Below are 19,007 nucleotides of genomic sequence, written 5' to 3' on the forward strand. Positions count from 1 at the left end.
AATAGGAGTTAGGGGGTCGTCTTGCTCTAGTAAGGTAATATCCAGACACCATACCTGTATCATAAGAAGATGTTTGTTCTGTTATTAGAGTAGCCATCGTTTCTATTTCTCTAACTTAACTTTAGCCATAAAATTACTATAATCATTTATCTTAAATTAATATATTAAATAATATGAATTTTCAAGGTGAAAATCACTTAAAAAAAATCCATAAAATCATTGGATTAAGCTTTGTTGTGTGGTTCGATGTTACTGTATGGCGTTGTTGTGTGGATCAATTCCCCCTCTGTCATCCCACGACTTGATCGCGGAATCCATTCTAAAATACTAATATTAGTATTTTAAATTATTTTTTTGGATACCGTGGTCAAGCGATGGTATGACATCTTAATAATTTAACTCATCCTTGTTAAAAACCCTTGACTCCTTGATATTCCTATAATATCCTATAATTTCCCATTCAATCCCAAATTAACCCAACTTATACCAATGAATGTATTTTTATCTAAGTATGTAAATGGTGTTGATAAAAAGAGTAGGGTGTCGGTGCCGGCGAATTACCGTGCGGTACTAGGGAAAGAATTATTTAACGGTGTAATTGCTTATCCGTCGATTAGGAATAATTGTATAGAGGTGTGCGGTATTTCGCATATCGAGAAATTAAGGCAGATGATAGAGACGCTTGATCCTTATTCCGAGGAGCGTGATGCGTTTGAGACTATGATATTCGGGGAAGCTGTACAACTTTCCTTTGATGGGGAGGGAAGAGTTATATTGCCGCAATCTTTAATGAAGCATGCAGGAATCGAAGAGCAAGCATGTTTTGTAGGTAAAGGGGTGATTTTTGAGATTTGGCAGCCGCAGAATTTTGAGAAATATTTAAATACCGCTCAAAAAATTGCTCATGAAAAGCGCTTAACTCTAAGGAATGCTCATTAATGATACAATCTCACGTGTCTGTAATGCTAAATGAAATGTTAGAGGCCTTAAACCCAAAAGCCGGTGAGTCTTATTTAGATTGTACGTTTGGAGCAGGAGGATATAGCAAAGCAATATTAGAAAGCTGTAACTGTTATGTTACAGCCTTGGATCGTGATCCAAACGTGATTAAAAGAGCCAAAGAAATTCAGCAAAATTACGGTGAGAGATTTGATTTTGTAGAAACAAATTTTGCGGATAGTTTTGCAAAGCTTAAGGAAAAAAAATTTGATGGGATAGTGCTGGATTTAGGCGTTTCATCAATGCAGTTAGATATAGCAGATAGAGGATTTTCGTTTTTGCATGACGGACCACTCGATATGCGTATGAGCGGGCAAGGGCTTAGTGCCGAGGAGTTTGTAAATGCGGCAGAGGAAAAAGAGCTAGCTGACGTAATTTACAAATATGGAGATGAGAGCTTTTCACGAAGAATTGCTAAGAGAATTGTAGAATATAGAAAAACGGCGAGAATTGATAGTACAGGCAAGTTAGCCGAGATTGTTAGAAGTAGTATAGGATTTAGAAAAGGCAAAATTGATCCTGCAACTAAAACCTTTCAAGCCATTAGGATTTATGTAAACGATGAGCTTGGGGAGTTAGAGCAGTTTTTAGTGAATGTAAAAAATATATTAAAGAAGGACGGACGTTTAGTTGTGGTGTCTTTTCACTCTTTAGAAGATAGGATAGTTAAGAATTTCTTTAAAGAAAATTCGGAAAAGCCGGTAGTAAGATCAAAATATGCTAAAGACGACATGACGATTGATCCAAATAAATGGCTTAAGATTATTACTAACAAAGCTCTAGCACCGTCAGATCAAGAAGTAGGGCTAAATATTAGAGCGAGATCGGCAAAACTTCGAGCAGCAAAAGCGATATATGAGTAATTAATTATGAGTATAAGAAAGCTTCACTATTTAACATTATTGATAACAATTATAGCAATATGTAGTTTGTTTAGCATAAAGGAGCGAGTCTCAACTCTTGATTATCAATTAAGTAGCGTTGTAAAACAGATAAATAGTGAGAATAATAATATTCATATTTTAAAAGCAGAGCAAGCTTATCTACTTTTGCCGGCTAGATTGGAAAAACTTGCGGCGGCTTATTTAAAATTAGAAACAGTTAAATCTTATCAAATGATAAAAGATCCGTTAGGGCCAAATATCGATCAAAATATTAAATTTAATCATAATATTAGTATTTCCAAGAGTAGTAAATGGCGTTACAAAAGAATTACAAATAATAAGTATATACAGACTGTTTCGAGTAGAGTGAAGGATACTCGATGAACTTCAAAAATTGGCTACGTTATCCTACAAGTACTGTGGTACTCACGTATTAAGTATACGCTCCGTTCCTCGTCTTGTGGATTCCTTGCTCTTTTTGAAGTTGATCTTCGTATCTTGGTAGGATTGTTGCATAGCTTGGAAAAAGCGTTCGATTTCATTCCCGCGTAGGCGGGAATCTAGGGTAAAGCGAGATAAATCGAGCTTTTCAAAAAATCTTGATTTCAAAGATTTTTTATTTTTCAAATCAAGTTTTGAAAAGGTTTTAAAGTACTGGATTCCCGCTTTCGCAGGAATGACATAAGGATTGCGGAAATATTAGTGTTTGAAACACCATAAATAACATATGAAACAAATTTGGGAAAAATGGAAACCTACAATTAAAAGTCTAACAATTTGGAATGTTTGTAGTAAAAATACAAAAATCCGATTATTAATGGTTATTTGTGTCTTTTCTTTTCTTTTTTGTACTTTATCTTACAGATTGATAATCGTTGCTACGAATGTTTACGATAAAAATATTAATTCCTTTAAAAAAAATCATCAATTTAGAAAAGAAATAGTTGATCGAAACGGTAATTTATTAGCAGTGAACCTACCTTCTGCCTCATTATTTGCTAATCCACAAATAGTACTTGATCCTGAAACTTCCGTAAAAAAGCTAGCAGAAATTCTACCTGATATTAATAAAGCTAAATTACTTGCAGAACTTAAGTCAAATAAAAGCTTTATATGGGTAAAAAGGGATGTACTACCTAGTCAGCAAGAAAAGATAACTAGCCTTGGGTTACTTGGTTTTGAATTTGAAGAAGAGCAGAAACGAATTTATACCTTTTCTAATTTATTGTCGCATGTTGTCGGTTATGTAGGTAGAGACTCGGTAGGGCTTAGTGGCTTAGAGCTCGCTTATGATAAGTATTTAACTAATTCTGATTATGAATTAAACGAACCAAAGAATCGGAAAGAACCGCTTCAATTATCTATTGATATCAGATTACAAAGTATTTTAAGTGAGGAGATTGATAAAACTTTAAAGCAATTTAAGGCCATAGGAGCAGTAGGCATTATTGCTGATCCAAATAATGGCGAGATTTTAGCATTAGTAAATAAGCCTGATTTCGATCCGCATTATCCGAGTTTAGCCAAACCGGAAGAGCTGTTTAATATAGCAAGTCTCGGGATTTACGAAATGGGTTCGGTGTTTAAGGCATTAACTATGGCAGTCGGCTTTGATACCGGTGCAATAAATATGAATGATGCTTATGATATAAGTTATATGAAAGTAGGAGGATTCCAGCTTAAGGATTATACGCCAAGGCAAGGATGGCATAGTGTACCTGAGATTTTTCTATATTCTTCAAATATTGGCACAAGTCAAATTATGCTTGAAATCGGTAAAAGCAATTTTAAAAAATACCTAAAGAAATTAGGTCTATTAGATCAGTTACAAATAGAATTACCTGAACGAGGTACTCCGTTATTTCCTTCCGAGAAAAGATGGAATGAGTTAACGAGTGTTACTATGTCGTATGGCTACGGCATTTCGATTAGTCCTTTGCATTTTGTTAGAGCAATGTTACCGGTTGTTAACGGCGGTACTTTATATGATCTTACTTTATTAAAAAGAAAGGATGAAAAAGTAATAGGTACAAAAGTTTTTAGTGAAAATACCTCTACCCAAATGAAGAAATTATTTAGAGCGGTAGTAAAAGAAGGTAACGGTAAAAGAGCAGAGGTCAAAGGCTATCTTATCGGCGGTAAGACCGGTACGGCAGAAAAACTTTCACAAGGGGCAGGGGGAAAAAAGAAATATCTAAAAAATAGTAGAGCGTCATCGTTTTTAGGTATGCTGCCTGCATCTAACCCGCAATATATTATTTTTATTAGATTTGATGAGCCGAAACCGACTAAAGAAAGCTTTGGCTTTGCAACCGCAAGTTGGACGGCTGCCCCTACTGCCGGTAGAGTATTTGAACGTATGATATCTTTATATGGTTTAGAACCGATAGAACAAAGTGAGGAAGAAAGTTAAAATATTACCTAACAATTATAGATTTTGTTATTGCGAGCAGGCATTGTTGCGTAGATCGGTAAAACCTACTTGATGTCATCCCCGCCTATGCGGGAATGACATAAAACGATCTGTGCAACAAAAAGCCTAAATTTTCTGGCAATGACGCATTTATAAGCTAAAAAGGAGGTTTTAAAAAATAAAAATATAACAGATAAACCTAGTATACCTATCCCACGGCTTAACTCTTTTGATCCTACGACAACAATAAATAATATTATATCAAAACAACTATTTATATCCACAAGTTCCGAGGCACAAGAAGAATTAGAGCTTAGCGATAATGATAAAAGACCTAACCCTAGTTGTTGTGAGTTATTGTAGAATCCATATTCATTTTTTAAAACTGTACAAAATAGAAAATTAATTTATATTTTATATATGGTTGATATGGTCGTTGGGTGGTTGCAATTTTTCTATTGTCACCCCGTGGTTTGACCACGGGGTCCAATAAAAATGACCACACAAAATGTTGTTTATATAGATCCCGCGATCAAGTCGTAGGATGACAACCTAATTGCCGATCAAGTCACGGTATGACACAGTACAAAACTATATAACAAAAAACTATTTATGTTAAAGATAAAACAGGAAATATATAAAAATAGCTTACAAATAATATTAAAATTGCTGTTTGCTTTGCTGTGTTTTTTTATAATATTATTTCCGTTAGTGAGTTATAAAATAAATATTCAAAGCAGAATCTTTCCGGCGATGGAAATTATATTTATTTATTATTTTATGTCGTTATATTCCTTAAATATTTTTAGCATATTTTTTCTCGGTCTATTTATAGATCAAATAAGTGGTATGCCTATCGGTACAAATTCGCTAGTTTTTTTATCGGCATATACGATTTATAAATTATCTTCAAAATATTTTGTAGCTAAAAACTATTTAATAAATTTCATTATTTTTTGCGTTTATTGTTTATTTATATTGAATTTTAAATATTTACTAATAACAATCAAGAAGCTAGAAGCAGACGGATATTTAATAATTTTCTTTCAATTTTTAACAACTATATTTTCTTATAATATAATTCGTCTTATACTTGACTCTCCTATGAATTACTTTAAAAAGTATGCTAAATAAGAAAATACTACATGGTGAGTTAATTTCACGAAGAGCCTTTATAATCGGATTAGGTAAACTCGGATTTTTATCGTTGCTTGGAATAAGAATGTTTTATTTACAGCTTATTAAAAGCGAAGAATATAAGACTTTATCGGATAAGAATCGTATTAATTTCGTTGTACTTCCACCGACTAGAGGAAGAATTTACGATTTAGACGGCAATATTTTAGCTACTAATAAACCATGTTATCAGCTAGTAATAGATAGGAGCATTAATAATAATTATAGGGATGAATTAGAAATAATTAGTAATATTCTAAATTTATCTCCGGAAAAATATAATTATATTAAGCAAAAAATTAAAAAATCTAGTCGCCACACTCCTTTAATAATATTTGATCAGCTTGATTGGCAGCAAGTATCAATGATTGAAGAACAAAAGCATAAACTCGCTTCAATATTTATTGATATAGGTTATTTAAGGTTTTATCCTTTTTCAAGCGTTACTTCTCATTTAATCGGTTATCTTGGTCAAATAAATGAGCACGAGAAGCAGGAATTAAATATACATAGTTTAAGCGATTTTAATATCGGTAAATCCGGTATTGAAAAATATTACGATAACAAACTAAGAGGAGCATTTGGTTATAAAAAAGTTGAAGTAAACGCTTACGGTAAGCAGGTAAGAGAAATAGCAGGAATCCCTACTAAATCGGGTGAAGATATGCATTTAAATATCGATGTGTCTCTTCAGCAAAATATCCAGCAATATTTAAATCCTAAAGGTTCTTCGGCAATAGTTATGGATACTAAAACCGGAAATGTACTAATTTGTGCTTCCACTCCGGGTTTTGAATCAAATCATTTCAGTAAATTATCGGAAAATTATTGGCAAAGTTTAACGAGTGATCCTTATAAGCCTTTAATTAATAAGGTAATACAAAATTCTTATCCTCCAGGCTCGGTTTTTAAAATAATTACCGTACTTGCAGCCCTTGAAGTAGGCATTAATCCTAATAAAACCGTTTTTTGCGACGGTAGCTCTGCTCTTGGTACTAATAGCTTTAGATGTTGGAATCATAGCGGACACGGAACGTTAGATATGATGTCTGCTTTAAAGCATTCTTGTAATATTTATATGTATGAATTAGCAAGAATAGTAGGTCCGGATAAAATTCTTGAAGTTGCAAGAGAATTTGGCCTCGGTTCAAAAACCGGTATTGATTTAGCTCCTGAAAGTAGCGGGTTTGTACCGTCAAAAGAGTGGAAAAAGAAAAAATTAAAGCTTCCTTGGTCAATAGGAGATAGTTTTAATTTAGCAATCGGACAGGGGTTTCTAGGGGTAACGCCGATGCAGCTTGCAAGGTTTATTACAGCTATTGCAAGTAACGGTAAACTGTATACGCCTAGAATATTAAAAAATGATCCGGAATTTTATAATGTCAATATTAAGCCCGAAAATATCACAATAATCCAAGAAAGTTTGTATAATACCGTTAATGTTGAGGGAGGTACGGCGTATTATAATAGAATTTTAGGCAAAAATAGGCAGCTCGCTGGTAAAACCGGTACTTCGCAGGTGCAAGGCAAACTAAATGCTAAAGATGATTTAAGCCGTAAATCTATTGCTTGGGAGAGGCGTAATCATGCCTTGTTCTTAGGCTTCGCTCCTTATCACGATCCTAGTTATTCCGTTACCGTCTTTATTGATCATGGCGGAGGCGGTAGTAAAGCCGCCGCCCCTGTAGCTCGTAAAATTATGTCGGACGTGTTGGATAAGTATTTATAGCTTTTTTCAGTTTGTAGTTTGTGCTATTATGTGTCGTAATGTGTTATTAATTAAAGATAGGTCACAAGATGGCAAGACTGAATTTAACTATTCCGGACGAACTAAATAATAGTTTAGCATAGTCAGCAAAAAACTTAGACAGATCAAAAGGGTATATAGTACGTAAAGCAATTGAATATTATCTACAGGAAATACAAGAAGATTCAGAAGATGCAAAATTGCTTTGCAAAGAATTAATACCCCTGATTTTAAAACTTACACTACTGACGAAGTGAGGGAATGGTTAAAAAAGAAAAATGTTTAAAGTTATATGAGAAAATAAGGCACGTGCAGAATTAGCTGAATTGTGTGGTATCCAGAAAACAACTTAAAGTACTAACAATATTAGTATTTTTAATTAGACCCCGTGATCAAGGAACTAGGTGACACTGGCAACACTGATCCACACGGATAATGCTAGCTTTATATAATTATATCTTAACTCATATCAAAAAATACTTTATTTTAGTTAGTAGTTTGTGTTATTAATAACTAGGCTTTGCATGCGGAAAATTAAATTAATCTATTTTTTGTTGTAAATCATAAGATTTTTTTGCAATAGGAATAACTATTATTGCAAAAAATCTTATTAATTTTCTTTTACAAAACCTAGGAATTATTATAGAGAGATATATATGTCTAAGAAAAAGCAGGACGATCAAATAATAAAAGAATTAGAAGAAAGACTAGCAAAACTTAAAGGCACTCCTCCATCACTTGAAGAATTAGAAGAAAGGTTTGCAAAGCTCCAAGATAGACCTTATATCCCCACAAAAAAATCCGGTAATGAAGTAGACGATCTAATTGAGCAGCTGCAATCTGAGCTTAAACTAGAACAAAAAAGTAAAAGCCTTAATGATCAAAAAGACCAAGCAATACGTGATAGGCTAGATAAATTAAGAGAAGACAGTCCTATAACGCAAAAAAAAACACCTATAGATCTTTCTTTTAATGATACTAAATCAATAATTACCGATACTATAGATGCTCAGGCAGATATAGCTAGTTCATATGCTAATCGCTCTACCGAGTTAGAGGAGAAAAAAGCATTACTCCATTTAGCTAATAATCTAACTGAAGCAAGAGATATTATTAGGGATATGCCCCCTATATCTAAAGAATATGCGCCTAAACTATTAGATGTTATTGCTAGTGGGTTAGGTAAAATTTATGAAGGAATAAAGAAAATAGCTTCGCCTGCAGTTAATATTATAAAAGAAATAGGTAGTAGTCTTGTTAATTCGATTAAATCACTTCCTCACAAATCTTCCAAGCAACAAATAAAATTAAAGAAGTTATATAGAACATATGTTGATTTGAAAGGAATAAAGCCAAAGATAAAAGAAGAGTTTCTTAAAAAACATTATGAGCGAATTGATCAGTTACAAACTCCTAAGGAAATATTTGTAGAAACTGCCAAAATTACTCAATCTATAAGGATAGCAGGAAAACAAAAGATAAATACTCTTAAACAACAACAAATTATTAATAGAATGAAGCAGCAAAGTCCTACTGCTTTTATAAATAATAACTCATTTACACCGTCTAATACTCCTACTAATAAAGCAAGGTCTTCCAAGAGCAACCAAAGGTAAATGCTATGTTATTCCTGTGAAAGCAGGCATCTAGAAAAATAACCCTTAATATTGGACAAAATTATACCTTTAACAAAATAAGCATATAAAAAATTTTTTATATGTTTTACTGGATTCCCGCTTTCGCGGGGATGACATACTGAATGTTCTTATAAGGACCAAGTATTTAAAGATTATTCTACTCCTTTCATTCCGCTTGTCTTAGCTTTATCAAACGCAGTATCTTTAATTGCTGCTTCGGTAAAATCGGCATTTGTTAGGTCGGAGTTATTAAAGCCCGCCTGATCAATTTTAGCTGATTTAAATATACTATCTGTTAATATTGAGTTTGAAAAATCTGTTTTAGTAAGTATTGCTGCAGAAAAATTAGCCTCTTTTAAAATAGAATTTTTTATTACCGTATTTGTTAGGTTAGCATTTTTAAAGATACTATTTGAAAAATCTACTCTATCAAATATTAAGTTGCTCAAGTCAAAATTTGTTAAATTCATATTTGCTAAGTGAGTTATTTTTTGCAAATCTTTTACCGAATTTATTACTATATTATTTGGTAGAATTTTGCTCGAATTATCACTATTTAAAATAATATTATTAGAAACATTAGTATTAATAAAACCGGAATACGCTTGGTAGTTAATATTATTTATTTGCGAATTAGAAAGGACGGAGTTAATAACCGCAGTATTTGTTAGAGTGGAATTTATTAGAGCTACTTGGTTTAAATTGCCTAAAGTAATTTTAACATCTGAAAAATTTACGTTTTGTATTAAAGATTTAGAAAAATTTATATTATTAAATTGTCCGTTAGTTATATTTGAGTTTATTATTTCACTGCTGTTTAAGTCAGTATTAATCACTATAAATTGTTTAAAATCATTATTGCTAAAAATATTATTAGTATAGCTAATATTATCTAAAGTAATATTTGAGCCTTTAGTTTTATTAATCCTTACAAAATTAGCATTACTATTTTTTATTGATAAATTATTAAATTTATTATCGTTTAGACTCATATTATTTAATATCGCATTATCGATTTTAAAATGCTTTAACACTGAACTACTAATTGTACTATTTTGTAAATCACATTTAGTAAGGCTAATATTTTGTAATGTTGAATCTTGAAAGGAAGCGTATGAAAAGCAAGAGTTATTACTTTGTATGTTATTAAAATTTACTTCATTAAAAATACTTTGTGTGAAGTTAGAATCCTTAATTATTACTGCTGTTAATGTAGTTTGACTTAGGTTGCTAGATTCAAAATAATTATTAGTAAAATTGGTATTATTTATTATACTTTTTTCTAAATCCGTACCGTAAAATATTGAATTTGTTATATTAGTATTTTTAAAGCTATTATTCTTTAGGTTAGCTTTTTGAAAATTAACACCGTCTATAGTATTATTGCTCCATAATACATGACTAAATTTAGAATTTTCAAAGTTGACATTTATTATAGTAGTTTTATTAAAAGCAGTATCGCTAAAATTTGATTGAACAAAATTTGTATTTTGTAATGTTATATTGTGAAAAATTGAACCTTGAAAGTCAGAATTATATCCGGAAATATTTTTTATTACCGAATCTGCAAAATTACTTTCTTGAATTATAGCATTTGTAAGTATTGCTTTTTCTAAATTGCTACCTGCAAAATCAGCACGTAATATTTCGCAGGAAGTCAAATCTATTCCTGATAAATCTTCATTTATTAGCTGTACTCCTATTAATTTTACTCCTTTTAAATTTGAACCGAACTTCTTTTTAAGGTTCACTTTAAGGTTTTTAGAATTTTGCGATATTATATAATTCCGAATTACCGTGCTTTGGCTATCCGTAAGTAATCCGTTCGCATCACGAGTAGATTCGGAGCAGCTGCTTAATAACAAATAAATCGTAATTATTGATATGACTTTAAGCATTTGCTTCCTCATATTCTTTGTCATTTATTCTATTTGTAGGAGGTATATGTAAGCTTAATAATTTTAATTTACGATGCAAAGCCGATCTTTCCATACCGACAAATGAGGATGTTTTTGAAATATTATTATTAAAACGACTCATTTGTGCCGATAGATATTGACGCTCAAAAACTTCTCTAGCTTCTCTAAGCGGCATAGATAACATATTAAAGCTATCTTCAAGTTTTGTAAGATTAGCACTATTTGCTAATATTTCAGAAGGTATCATATAAGGTTTTATAATTTCATTATTACCTGTAGTTAACGGATTCATAATTAAAGTCCATTCAACAACGTTACGTAATTGTCTAATATTGCCCGGCCATTCATAGGATTGAAGAGCAGCGATAGTTTCATCGGCAAAGCTACGTTCTTTTAAACCTGAAAATTTTGAAAGTTGCTTAACAAAATACTTAACGAGTAGTGGTATATCTTCTTTTCTTTCATATAATGAAGGTACTTTTAGAGAGGATACATTAAGGCGATAATATAGATCTTCTAGGAATTTGCCGTTATTAACTTCATCTTGGATATTTTTAGAAGTACCGGTGATAATTTTTATATCAATTTTAATATTTTTTCCGCAAGGTTTTGTAATAGTTTGATCTTTAAGGAATTTTAATAATTTTACTTGGATAGGAATAGGAATATTACTGACCTCATCTATATATAAAGTACCGTTATTGGCAAATTCCAAGATAGTAGGGCGTTTATTATTTGCCTGCTTTTCCGATTCGCCGAATAATTCTTGATTGATTTTTTCCGTAGTCATACAGGTAGGGCTGAAAATAATGAACGGATTATTAACCCTTTTAGATTGTTTATGAATTAATCTTGCTGCAAGTTCTTTACCGCTACCGACTTTACCGTGAATCATTATACGACTGCTAGAGCTAGCTGCCTTTGCTATTGCCATTTTATATTTTAAAGTTACCGAACATTCGCCTACTAATTCAGTTTTATCTATAACCTTTGATTTTAAATCTATATTTTCGCGTTTTAACTTTGTTACTTCACAAGCTCTTGTAAGTAAAATAACTAATTTATCATTATTAAACGGTTTTTCTATATAATCGTAAGCACCCATTTTTATAGCATTTACTGCTGTTTCTATAGTACCGTGACCGCTAATAATTATTACCGGTATTAAAGGATAGCGTTTTTTTATTATCTCTAAAATCCCAAGTCCGTCAATTTCGCTTCCTTGAAGCCAAATATCAAGTATAACTGCAGAGACCGGTTTTTCGGAAAGTATTTTAAGGGCTTGAGTACTATTAGCGGCAACCTTAGGGTTAAAACCTTCATCTTTCAAATTTGCAGCAATGAGATTTCGTATACTCTCTTCATCGTCTACTATTAAAACATCTAGTTGTGACATTACAATTTACCTTAAAAATATTAATACTAGGTTCTTACGTACTATTGCTAATTGATTTAATATTTTACGATATTTTTTAGCGAAAATTAATAAGATTTTTGAAAGAATTAGTGATTCATATTTCAAAAAAAATCTTATAATTTGCAGCAAAAAATAGTCAAAATTAAATCTTTTTAGAAATCGTACGTAAGAACCTAAATATATACGTTAATGCCGAATGTAAAAGAAAGCAACATTTTTTTATAACATTTTTGTCACAATAGCTATTTATAATGTAAAGGTTGGCTAAGATTACATAATATTAAAATTATTTAAGGAATTTTAATTAATTTTATTTGCAGTTTGTAGTGTTATAAATGATTATATATAATGAGAGGGGTAGGATATCCAAGTCGTCATTGCGAGCGACCGTAGGGAGCGTGGCAATCTCATGAAATAATAACAAGCTCCTGAGATTGCTTCGTCAATTACTTCGTAATTTCCTCGCAATGACGATGACGATTGTGTATCCAACAGTAAAACCGATTTTAAAAATTATGCTTAACATCTTTTTAATTATTATTTCATTATTTATTTGCTTAATAACCTACCTATTTATCAGCAAAACGGATATTTTTACAAATTTATTGATTTTAAATAGCTTCACGACTTTAGCGAGTTTATTGATTTGTTGTTTAGGTTTATACTCAGGCAATAGTTCATATTTGGATATAGCAATTATTTATTTTCTTCTAAGCTTTATAGCAACAAACGGATATTTAAAATATTTCATAAATGAATCGAATGAAAACAAAACAGATTGATAGACATCTTGCCAAATTCGCTTATAGAGAGGAGTTTGTAGGAGACACGAAACGCGGCATCGCAGCGTACACAAGCGTACGTGAGGATGCGAGTATCGGATCGACGCACAAATTACCTCTAGAAGTAGAGTTTGGGAAGATGTCTAATACGGTAATTTTAGGATGCGGTCTTAGCGGCATGTTAACGGCGCTTTCTTTTGCACAAAAGGGTATAAAAACTATTATATTCGAGAGTAAATCGGTAAAAAGCCCAGAGTTTTTTAAAGATATAAGAACTACTGCTTTAACGCCGCATTCTAAAAATTTCTTATTCTCTATTGATATATGGGAAGAGCTTGAGAAGTTTGTAGCAGAAATGCAAGACATATATGTAGTAGATAATAAGGCTTCAGAGATATTAGACTTACGAAATGACGCTGACGCTGTACTTGGATATGTGGTTAAGAATAGCGACTTTAAAAAAATGCTATTGTCAAAAATAACTAATAATCCGTTGATAACATTAATTGATAATAATCAATATCAAGAGGTTATAAGCCATAATGACTACTCGATTATAAAATTTGATGATAACCAAATTAAGTGTAATTTATTAATTATATGTGACGGAGCAAATTCAAAAGTGAGGTCTCATTACTTTGCTAATGAAATTGAGAAACCTTATCAAACTGCTCTTACATTTAATATTAAGCATGAAAAGCCGCATGAAAATTGTGCTATGGAGCATTTCCTGCCGCTTGGTCCTTTTGCTTTGCTGCCTTTAAAAGATCAATATGCTTCATCCGTAATATGGTCAACTTCTTCTGATCAGGCTGCTTTAATTGTTAATTTGCCTGTAGAAGAAGTTAGGTTTTTAACTCAAAGAAATGCCGGTAATTCCCTAGGTAAAATTACTATTGATAGTGAGATTAGTAGCTTTCCACTAAAAGCCCGTATAGCAAATAGATATTTTCATAACCGTATAGTGCTTATTGCCGACACTGCCCACACAGTACATCCGCTCGCCGGACAAGGGCTTAATCAGGGCATAAAGGATATAGAGATCTTGAGTATGATAGTTAGTAATAATGGCACATTACAAGAATATCAAAAGCTAAGGCAAGAGGATAATTTTATTATGTATAAGCTGACTGATGAGTTAAATAATATTTTTTCAAATTATTCCAAAAATTTAAGATGTTTAAGACAAATAGGATTTAAGGTGATAAATAATTTTAAACCTGTAAAAAACTTGATTACTAGCTATGCGATGGGGAAGAGGTGAGTGTTCTTTTGTATCATTTCTAGCTAGTTCTGATGTCATTCCCGCGAAAGTGGGAATCCAGTAATCAAGAATCGATAAAAGCATTGTTTGTTTATACTTTTTAAAAGATGGATTCCCGCTTTCACGGGAATGACATAGAATGTGAAATAACATAGAACATAATTTTATGAGATATGCATGAGTAAAGAAAATTTAAGCAGTAAATCATCTATTAATACTCCTGAAGAAGGAATAAAAAATGCAGCAGAAGATAATAAGCTTAAATCTTCAATAAATACCCCTGAAAGAGTAGAGCTTTTAGAAGCAGCACAAACAAAAGCTTCTGAGCCCCCACAGGAGAACGGCAATCGTAAAATAAGCCAGCAGGAAAAAGAACGCTGCAAGAGGATACGGCACTTTACGGTGCTAGAGTTGCTCGTGCCGGAATCGCTGCAAGTGGAGTAGCAATCGAAGTGGTACAGGAGGGCAGTAAAGTTATCGCTAGTCCTACTCATATTAGTAGAAGGAGTAATTAACGTTGGAGAAAAAGTAGCAAAAGCTTATGATCCGGTTGATACACTTCAGCAAGGTGCAAAAATTAAAGAAAAAGGTCCCCCCAAGTCCCGGTTTAGCGATAAGGCATTAAATAAAATCATGACACTACCCGGTGGTGAAACTGCAGCAAAGGTTCTAGAGAAAACATATAAAACATTAGGTAGTAAAGCAGTAAGACGTGCGGCTAGAATTGGCGGCGTTGCAGTATCGTTAGTCCTTAAGCCCACTCCCGTTTTGGGGTTGGGCTTGCTGCACTTTCTTTATCAGCCGTTGCTTACAATGTTGGAAAAGAAACTTTAGAAGTAAAAGAAGATAAGCGTTTAGATAGAAAGAAAAAACTTTAGAAAATATTAAAGCTAATTATGTGAAGCAAGCAGAGTTAGTAGTTACTACTCGAATAGATAAAGCAAAAGATAGCCCTGAACTTCAAAATGTCTTGGATACTCAATTATCTAAAATTTACCAAGAAAAAGTTGAATCTGAAAAATTAAATTCAACTAGAACTAAAGAGATTTTAAAAGCAATACGAGATACTACCTTAGAGACGGTATCTTTAGTAGCACAAGCAAACTCTGTAGGCGGTATTATAGGCGGTTTGGTAGCAGAGGTGCTATTGGAGGAGGAGCGGAGCTAATGTAATAGGTGAAGGAGATGCTAATTTAGTGCGTATGGAGCGAAAAAAAGATAAAATAAATCAAATAAATAGTTTAAAACAGCAATAGGAAATTATGAAGATAAGAAAGACTTGCTTGAAAAAGAAAGGCAAGCAAAAATAGATACCAAAACATTAGAAGAATTTTTAACTATACCCCCTAAAATTGATCAATTAAGTGAAGGGCAGCTAAGAGAGCATTTTAATGTAACTAGAGCAAAGGTTGCAGCGAGACCTGAATTTGCTCCTCCTGCTGAAAAAACTAATTTTGAAAAAGTTAAATCGGCAGTAAAAGTAGGAGTTGGTTATTTTGTTGAATCGCAATTTGGTGATTTAAAAGAAATATACGGTAAAAAAGAAGAAATATTTCAATCTTTTATAACTCCAAATGTTAGAAAGTAAAACCTGAGCAAAATAAAGCTCATGAGCAAGCCAACATATGCAAGAGAATTTGTCACGCGGCAATGGGGTTCATTATGGTGCTAGCTCACCATCATCACAATCAACACCGAATGCTTCTAAACACCATGAATCTTCAAGAGGATTTTAATTGTTAATAAAGACTTATAAAATTATCTTATAGATTATATCTTGCCGCAGAGATGTTTAAGCGGTGCGGAAATACTAGGGGGAGCGGTGAATTTTGTAGCGATTGTTGGAAGAAGCTAGAGTTTATAGCAAGACCCTATTGTAGTATATGTGGACAAAGATTTAGTATAAAAATCTTAGATAACTGCATTTGTGGAAATTGTTATAGCAACAAACCTAATGATGAGTTTGCTCGCAGCTTATTTAAGTGTAATGAGCATAGCAAAAAAATAGTTCATCAGTTTAAATATCAAGATAAGACGATATTTGCTAAGACCTTTGCTAAGCTTTTATATAATAGATATAGCAGCGAGGATATAAAAGATATTGATTTAATCATACCTGTACCTACGAATGTATAATCCTGCTCATATTTTAGCTATGGAAATTGCAAAAGTTACCGATAAAATGTTAAAAGCTGAGATTTTAACTAAAGCAAAATCGACTAAGTCTCAGACTTTTCTCTCACGAAAACAACACAAAAATAATATAAAGGGTAGTATCAAATTTAACACAAAGTATAATATTGTAAGTAAAAAAATCTTATTAGTCGATGATGTCGTTACCACTGCTGTTACTATAAATGAATGTGCTAAAATGTTACGACAAGCCGGGGGTGGCGTCGGTAAAAGTCTTAAGTGTTGCTATGACATAACGTTATTGCAAGGGGACATGGTTGTGTGTATCGAAAAACACACTCGATGTCATCCCTTGGCTTGACCACGGGATCCAAAAAATAATAAAAATTTTTATTATTTTTAACTGGACCCCATGGTCAAGCCAAGGGGTAACACAGAAGGTAACTTATGCAAAATGAAATAAAAAAAGTTTGTGTTATCGGTGCGGGAGTAATGGGTTCAGGGATTGCAGCGTTAATTGCTAATTCCTCTTATACAGTAGTGCTGCTTGATATTATCGCTAAAGATTCCGATGATCCTAATAAAATAGTTAACACCGCTAAAGAAAATTTGCATAAACAAAAACCTCCACCTTTATCTTGTCCTGATAAAGCAAATTTCATTACCATCGGTAATTTAGAATATGATTTAGATTTAATTAAAGAATGTGATTTAGTGATTGAAGTTATTGTTGAGAAGTTAGAAATCAAACACCAATGATATAATAAAATTATTCCTTATCTTAAAGAAGATGCAATTATTGCTTCTAATACCTCTACATTACCGCTTGAAAGACTCAAAGAGAATTTACCAGATAATATTAAATCTAGGTTCGTTATTACGCATTTCTTCAATCCGCCAAGATAATATGGAACTGCTTGAGTTAATTATAGACCCTATGATAAAGGCTGAAGTAATAGAAAGAGTATCAGAGTTCTTAACGAAAACGCTTGGAAAATTATAGTAAAATGTAATGATAAGCCTGGTTTTATTGCTAATAGAGTAGGGTATTTTTTACTTGAATTAGTAGTCCGTAAAGCGATAAGTCAGAATCTTGATGTTGCTACTATAGATAAAATATTTACTACATTTTTGGGGCTGCCGAGTACCGGAATTTTCGGTTTATATGATCTAATCGGGTATGACGTAATGAAGTTAATTTCAAGTTCATTACTTGCCTCTCTTCTTGCAAATGATGCTTATCATAAAATAATATGTAAAAGATCCCTGTTTTTGATAAGATGTATAGAGAAGCAGTTAATTGGACGTAAAGGTGACGGTGGATTTTATCGTTTATCGGTATCAAATGGCAAAAAGATTAAAGAAGTTATCAATATAAACGACTTATCATATAGTCCTGTTCAAAAAGTAGATATTTTAATCTTGATGCGCTTCTTGTAAGTGATTCGGTTTACGGTAAATTTTTTACTGAAATTATCACGGAATTTTATGTTTATTTAGCAGGTCTAGTTCCGTCGGTTACGGATAATATTTATGATATCGATGCTGCTATGAAGCTTGGTTACAGCTGGAAATATAGTCCATTTGAATTTTGACTATAGCGGCTAAAAACGGTTGGAATTCGGTAATTACAAATGTCGATTTAATGCATATCCCACTTCCGCAATATTTAGCCAATAAAGAATATCAAAAAATCGATAAACAAAAATTTAATTCTCACAAAGATATTTTACAAGAAAGTCAGATAGTATTAGAGAATAGCTCGGCAAAATTAATACTTTATCAAGATGTTTTGATTTTTGTTATTACTATAAAAATGAATTGTTTAAATCATGAGGTGTTTTATTTACTACAAGAAGCAGCAAGTAAAGCCGAAAATGACGGTAAAAATCTTTATATTTATCCGCAAGGAAATAATTTTTCTGCCGGTGCTGATTTAAAACTTCTTCTTTCTTATATTGAAGATAAGAATTTTCACGATCTAGAGAATAAAGCTGGGACAGCAAACCATGCTCCACTTAAAATATTTCTCTGTACATGTTATTAGCTTGTGGTCTTGGTGTGGCACTTGGAGGTGGATATGAGCTGTTATTGCACTCAAGCTTTATTATAGGAAATCAAGAACTTAACGCAGGGCTTGTAGAACTTGGTGTTGGTTTAATACCCGGGTGGGGCGGTGTTACCGAAATGTTTGCTCGAAGTAATGGTAATAAAACTAAACTAATTGGAAATATCAGCAATATTATAGAGTAGAGCAGAATAAAACAAGTTCAGCCGGATTACTTTAAAGCAGATTATGATGTAGAGAATATGCACGTAAATATGAACAAGCATTATATTTTAGAGGAAGCTTTAAAATTAAACCTACCTAAAAAGATAGTACCGATTCCGCATAAAAAAATTACTTTGCCTAAAATAAATTTAGCAACAGCAATAGATACATCAAAATATAACGATCTACAAAATAAGGTGCTTAGCAAATTTCAAGATATTGTTGATACACATAATGAAACAAATGAAGAAGAGCTACTTGCCTATGAGCAGGAAATATTTTTAGAACTTGTAAAAGATCCAAAAACTATAGAGAAGCTGAAAGTAATTGTGGGATAAACTCCTACTATGTCATTCCTGCGAAA

16 protein-coding genes and 2 pseudogenes are annotated in these 19,007 nt (G+C 32.4%); 16 read left to right on the forward strand and 2 right to left on the reverse strand.

Going from position 1 to position 19,007, the window contains the following annotated elements:
- Positions 1–489: 489 nt before the first annotated feature.
- From mraZ to WSW_RS0106595, 7 genes are all read left to right on the forward strand, one after another.
- Complete coding sequence (gene mraZ, locus WSW_RS0106560; RefSeq protein WP_016917520.1) at positions 490–939, forward strand: division/cell wall cluster transcriptional repressor MraZ; 450 nt, start codon at positions 490–492, stop codon at positions 937–939.
- Complete coding sequence (gene rsmH / locus WSW_RS0106565) at positions 939–1,862, forward strand: 16S rRNA (cytosine(1402)-N(4))-methyltransferase RsmH (RefSeq protein WP_016917521.1); 924 nt, start codon at positions 939–941, stop codon at positions 1,860–1,862. The genes mraZ and rsmH overlap by 1 nt, the downstream gene beginning before the upstream one ends.
- 6 nt (positions 1,863–1,868) lie before the next feature.
- Positions 1,869–2,267, forward strand: coding sequence for a cell division protein FtsL (gene ftsL / locus WSW_RS0106570; RefSeq protein WP_004998104.1), 399 nt, complete (start codon positions 1,869–1,871; stop codon positions 2,265–2,267).
- A 343-nt stretch (positions 2,268–2,610) separates the two neighbouring features.
- Entirely contained in the window at positions 2,611–4,296 is a 1,686-nt protein-coding gene (locus WSW_RS0106575; RefSeq protein ID WP_012736709.1) for a peptidoglycan D,D-transpeptidase FtsI family protein, read from the forward strand.
- A gap of 612 nt (positions 4,297–4,908) precedes the next feature.
- The gene (locus WSW_RS0106585) at positions 4,909–5,430 is read left to right on the forward strand and encodes a hypothetical protein (protein ID WP_014273613.1); all 522 of its coding nucleotides are present in this window, start codon (positions 4,909–4,911) and stop codon (positions 5,428–5,430) included.
- A complete protein-coding gene (gene mrdA, locus WSW_RS0106590; RefSeq protein ID WP_016917522.1) occupies positions 5,420–7,201 on the forward strand; it encodes a penicillin-binding protein 2 in 1,782 nt (593 codons plus the stop codon). The genes WSW_RS0106585 and mrdA overlap by 11 nt, the downstream gene beginning before the upstream one ends.
- A gap of 674 nt (positions 7,202–7,875) precedes the next feature.
- Positions 7,876–8,835 (forward strand): hypothetical protein, encoded by a 960-nt coding sequence (locus WSW_RS0106595; RefSeq protein WP_016917523.1) that lies wholly within the window; start codon positions 7,876–7,878, stop codon positions 8,833–8,835.
- A gap of 173 nt (positions 8,836–9,008) precedes the next feature.
- On the opposite strand, the gene WSW_RS0106600 is transcribed toward WSW_RS0106595, so the two are convergent.
- A complete protein-coding gene (locus WSW_RS0106600) occupies positions 9,009–10,754 on the reverse strand; it encodes a pentapeptide repeat-containing protein (RefSeq protein WP_016917524.1) in 1,746 nt (581 codons plus the stop codon).
- Entirely contained in the window at positions 10,747–12,171 is a 1,425-nt protein-coding gene (locus WSW_RS0106605) for a sigma-54-dependent transcriptional regulator (RefSeq protein WP_016917525.1), read from the reverse strand. The genes WSW_RS0106600 and WSW_RS0106605 overlap by 8 nt, the downstream gene beginning before the upstream one ends.
- A gap of 536 nt (positions 12,172–12,707) precedes the next feature.
- Here WSW_RS0106605 and WSW_RS0106610 point away from each other — a divergent pair.
- The 9 genes and pseudogenes from WSW_RS0106610 to WSW_RS1000000114025 all read left to right on the forward strand — a co-directional run bounded on the left by WSW_RS0106610 (position 12,708) and on the right by WSW_RS1000000114025 (position 18,981).
- Entirely contained in the window at positions 12,708–12,974 is a 267-nt protein-coding gene (locus WSW_RS0106610; RefSeq protein WP_029375031.1) for a monovalent cation/H+ antiporter complex subunit F, read from the forward strand.
- Complete coding sequence (ubiH, locus tag WSW_RS0106615) at positions 12,955–14,238, forward strand: 2-octaprenyl-6-methoxyphenyl hydroxylase (protein WP_016917527.1); 1,284 nt, start codon at positions 12,955–12,957, stop codon at positions 14,236–14,238. Before WSW_RS0106610 ends, ubiH begins: the two co-directional genes overlap by 20 nt.
- Positions 14,239–14,415: 177 nt before the next feature.
- Positions 14,416–14,682: a hypothetical protein gene (locus WSW_RS0106620; protein ID WP_016917528.1), complete on the forward strand. Its 267-nt coding sequence runs from the start codon at positions 14,416–14,418 to the stop codon at positions 14,680–14,682.
- 189 nt (positions 14,683–14,871) lie between these two features.
- Positions 14,872–15,116, forward strand: a pseudogene (locus tag WSW_RS1000000109705) (hypothetical protein).
- A 20-nt stretch (positions 15,117–15,136) separates the two neighbouring features.
- The gene (locus WSW_RS1000000112190) at positions 15,137–15,406 is read left to right on the forward strand and encodes a hypothetical protein (protein ID WP_016917529.1); all 270 of its coding nucleotides are present in this window, start codon (positions 15,137–15,139) and stop codon (positions 15,404–15,406) included.
- Between the two features lie 111 nt (positions 15,407–15,517).
- Positions 15,518–15,826, forward strand: coding sequence for a hypothetical protein (locus WSW_RS0106635; RefSeq protein WP_016917530.1), 309 nt, complete (start codon positions 15,518–15,520; stop codon positions 15,824–15,826).
- 200 nt (positions 15,827–16,026) lie between these two features.
- Complete coding sequence (locus WSW_RS0106640) at positions 16,027–16,374, forward strand: ComF family protein (protein WP_029375032.1); 348 nt, start codon at positions 16,027–16,029, stop codon at positions 16,372–16,374.
- Positions 16,367–16,732 (forward strand): ComF family protein, encoded by a 366-nt coding sequence (locus tag WSW_RS0106645; RefSeq protein WP_016917531.1) that lies wholly within the window; start codon positions 16,367–16,369, stop codon positions 16,730–16,732. Before WSW_RS0106640 ends, WSW_RS0106645 begins: the two co-directional genes overlap by 8 nt.
- Positions 16,733–16,818: 86 nt before the next feature.
- Positions 16,819–18,981, forward strand: a pseudogene (locus WSW_RS1000000114025) (3-hydroxyacyl-CoA dehydrogenase/enoyl-CoA hydratase family protein).
- The last annotated feature ends 26 nt before the right edge of the window (positions 18,982–19,007 follow it).

Origin of the sequence: Rickettsia honei RB, assembly GCF_000263055.1 — a bacterium.
Lineage (GTDB): Bacteria > Pseudomonadota > Alphaproteobacteria > Rickettsiales > Rickettsiaceae > Rickettsia > Rickettsia rickettsii.

What these genes read in the sequence shown, in the direction of transcription:
- mraZ (WP_016917520.1), top strand. Translation starts at nt 490, where the DNA reads ATGAATGTATTTTTATCTAAGTATGTAAATGGTGTTGATAAAAAGAGT.
- rsmH (WP_016917521.1), top strand. Translation starts at nt 939, where the DNA reads ATGATACAATCTCACGTGTCTGTAATGCTAAATGAAATGTTAGAGGCC.
- ftsL (WP_004998104.1), top strand. Translation starts at nt 1,869, where the DNA reads ATGAGTATAAGAAAGCTTCACTATTTAACATTATTGATAACAATTATA.
- WSW_RS0106575 (WP_012736709.1), top strand. Translation starts at nt 2,611, where the DNA reads ATGAAACAAATTTGGGAAAAATGGAAACCTACAATTAAAAGTCTAACA.
- WSW_RS0106585 (WP_014273613.1), top strand. Translation starts at nt 4,909, where the DNA reads ATGTTAAAGATAAAACAGGAAATATATAAAAATAGCTTACAAATAATA.
- mrdA (WP_016917522.1), top strand. Translation starts at nt 5,420, where the DNA reads ATGCTAAATAAGAAAATACTACATGGTGAGTTAATTTCACGAAGAGCC.
- WSW_RS0106595 (WP_016917523.1), top strand. Translation starts at nt 7,876, where the DNA reads ATGTCTAAGAAAAAGCAGGACGATCAAATAATAAAAGAATTAGAAGAA.
- WSW_RS0106600 (WP_016917524.1), bottom strand. Translation starts at nt 10,754, where the DNA reads ATGCTTAAAGTCATATCAATAATTACGATTTATTTGTTATTAAGCAGC.
- WSW_RS0106605 (WP_016917525.1), bottom strand. Translation starts at nt 12,171, where the DNA reads ATGTCACAACTAGATGTTTTAATAGTAGACGATGAAGAGAGTATACGA.
- WSW_RS0106610 (WP_029375031.1), top strand. Translation starts at nt 12,708, where the DNA reads ATGCTTAACATCTTTTTAATTATTATTTCATTATTTATTTGCTTAATA.
- ubiH (WP_016917527.1), top strand. Translation starts at nt 12,955, where the DNA reads ATGAAAACAAAACAGATTGATAGACATCTTGCCAAATTCGCTTATAGA.
- WSW_RS0106620 (WP_016917528.1), top strand. Translation starts at nt 14,416, where the DNA reads ATGAGTAAAGAAAATTTAAGCAGTAAATCATCTATTAATACTCCTGAA.
- WSW_RS0106640 (WP_029375032.1), top strand. Translation starts at nt 16,027, where the DNA reads ATGTTTAAGCGGTGCGGAAATACTAGGGGGAGCGGTGAATTTTGTAGC.
- WSW_RS0106645 (WP_016917531.1), top strand. Translation starts at nt 16,367, where the DNA reads ATGTATAATCCTGCTCATATTTTAGCTATGGAAATTGCAAAAGTTACC.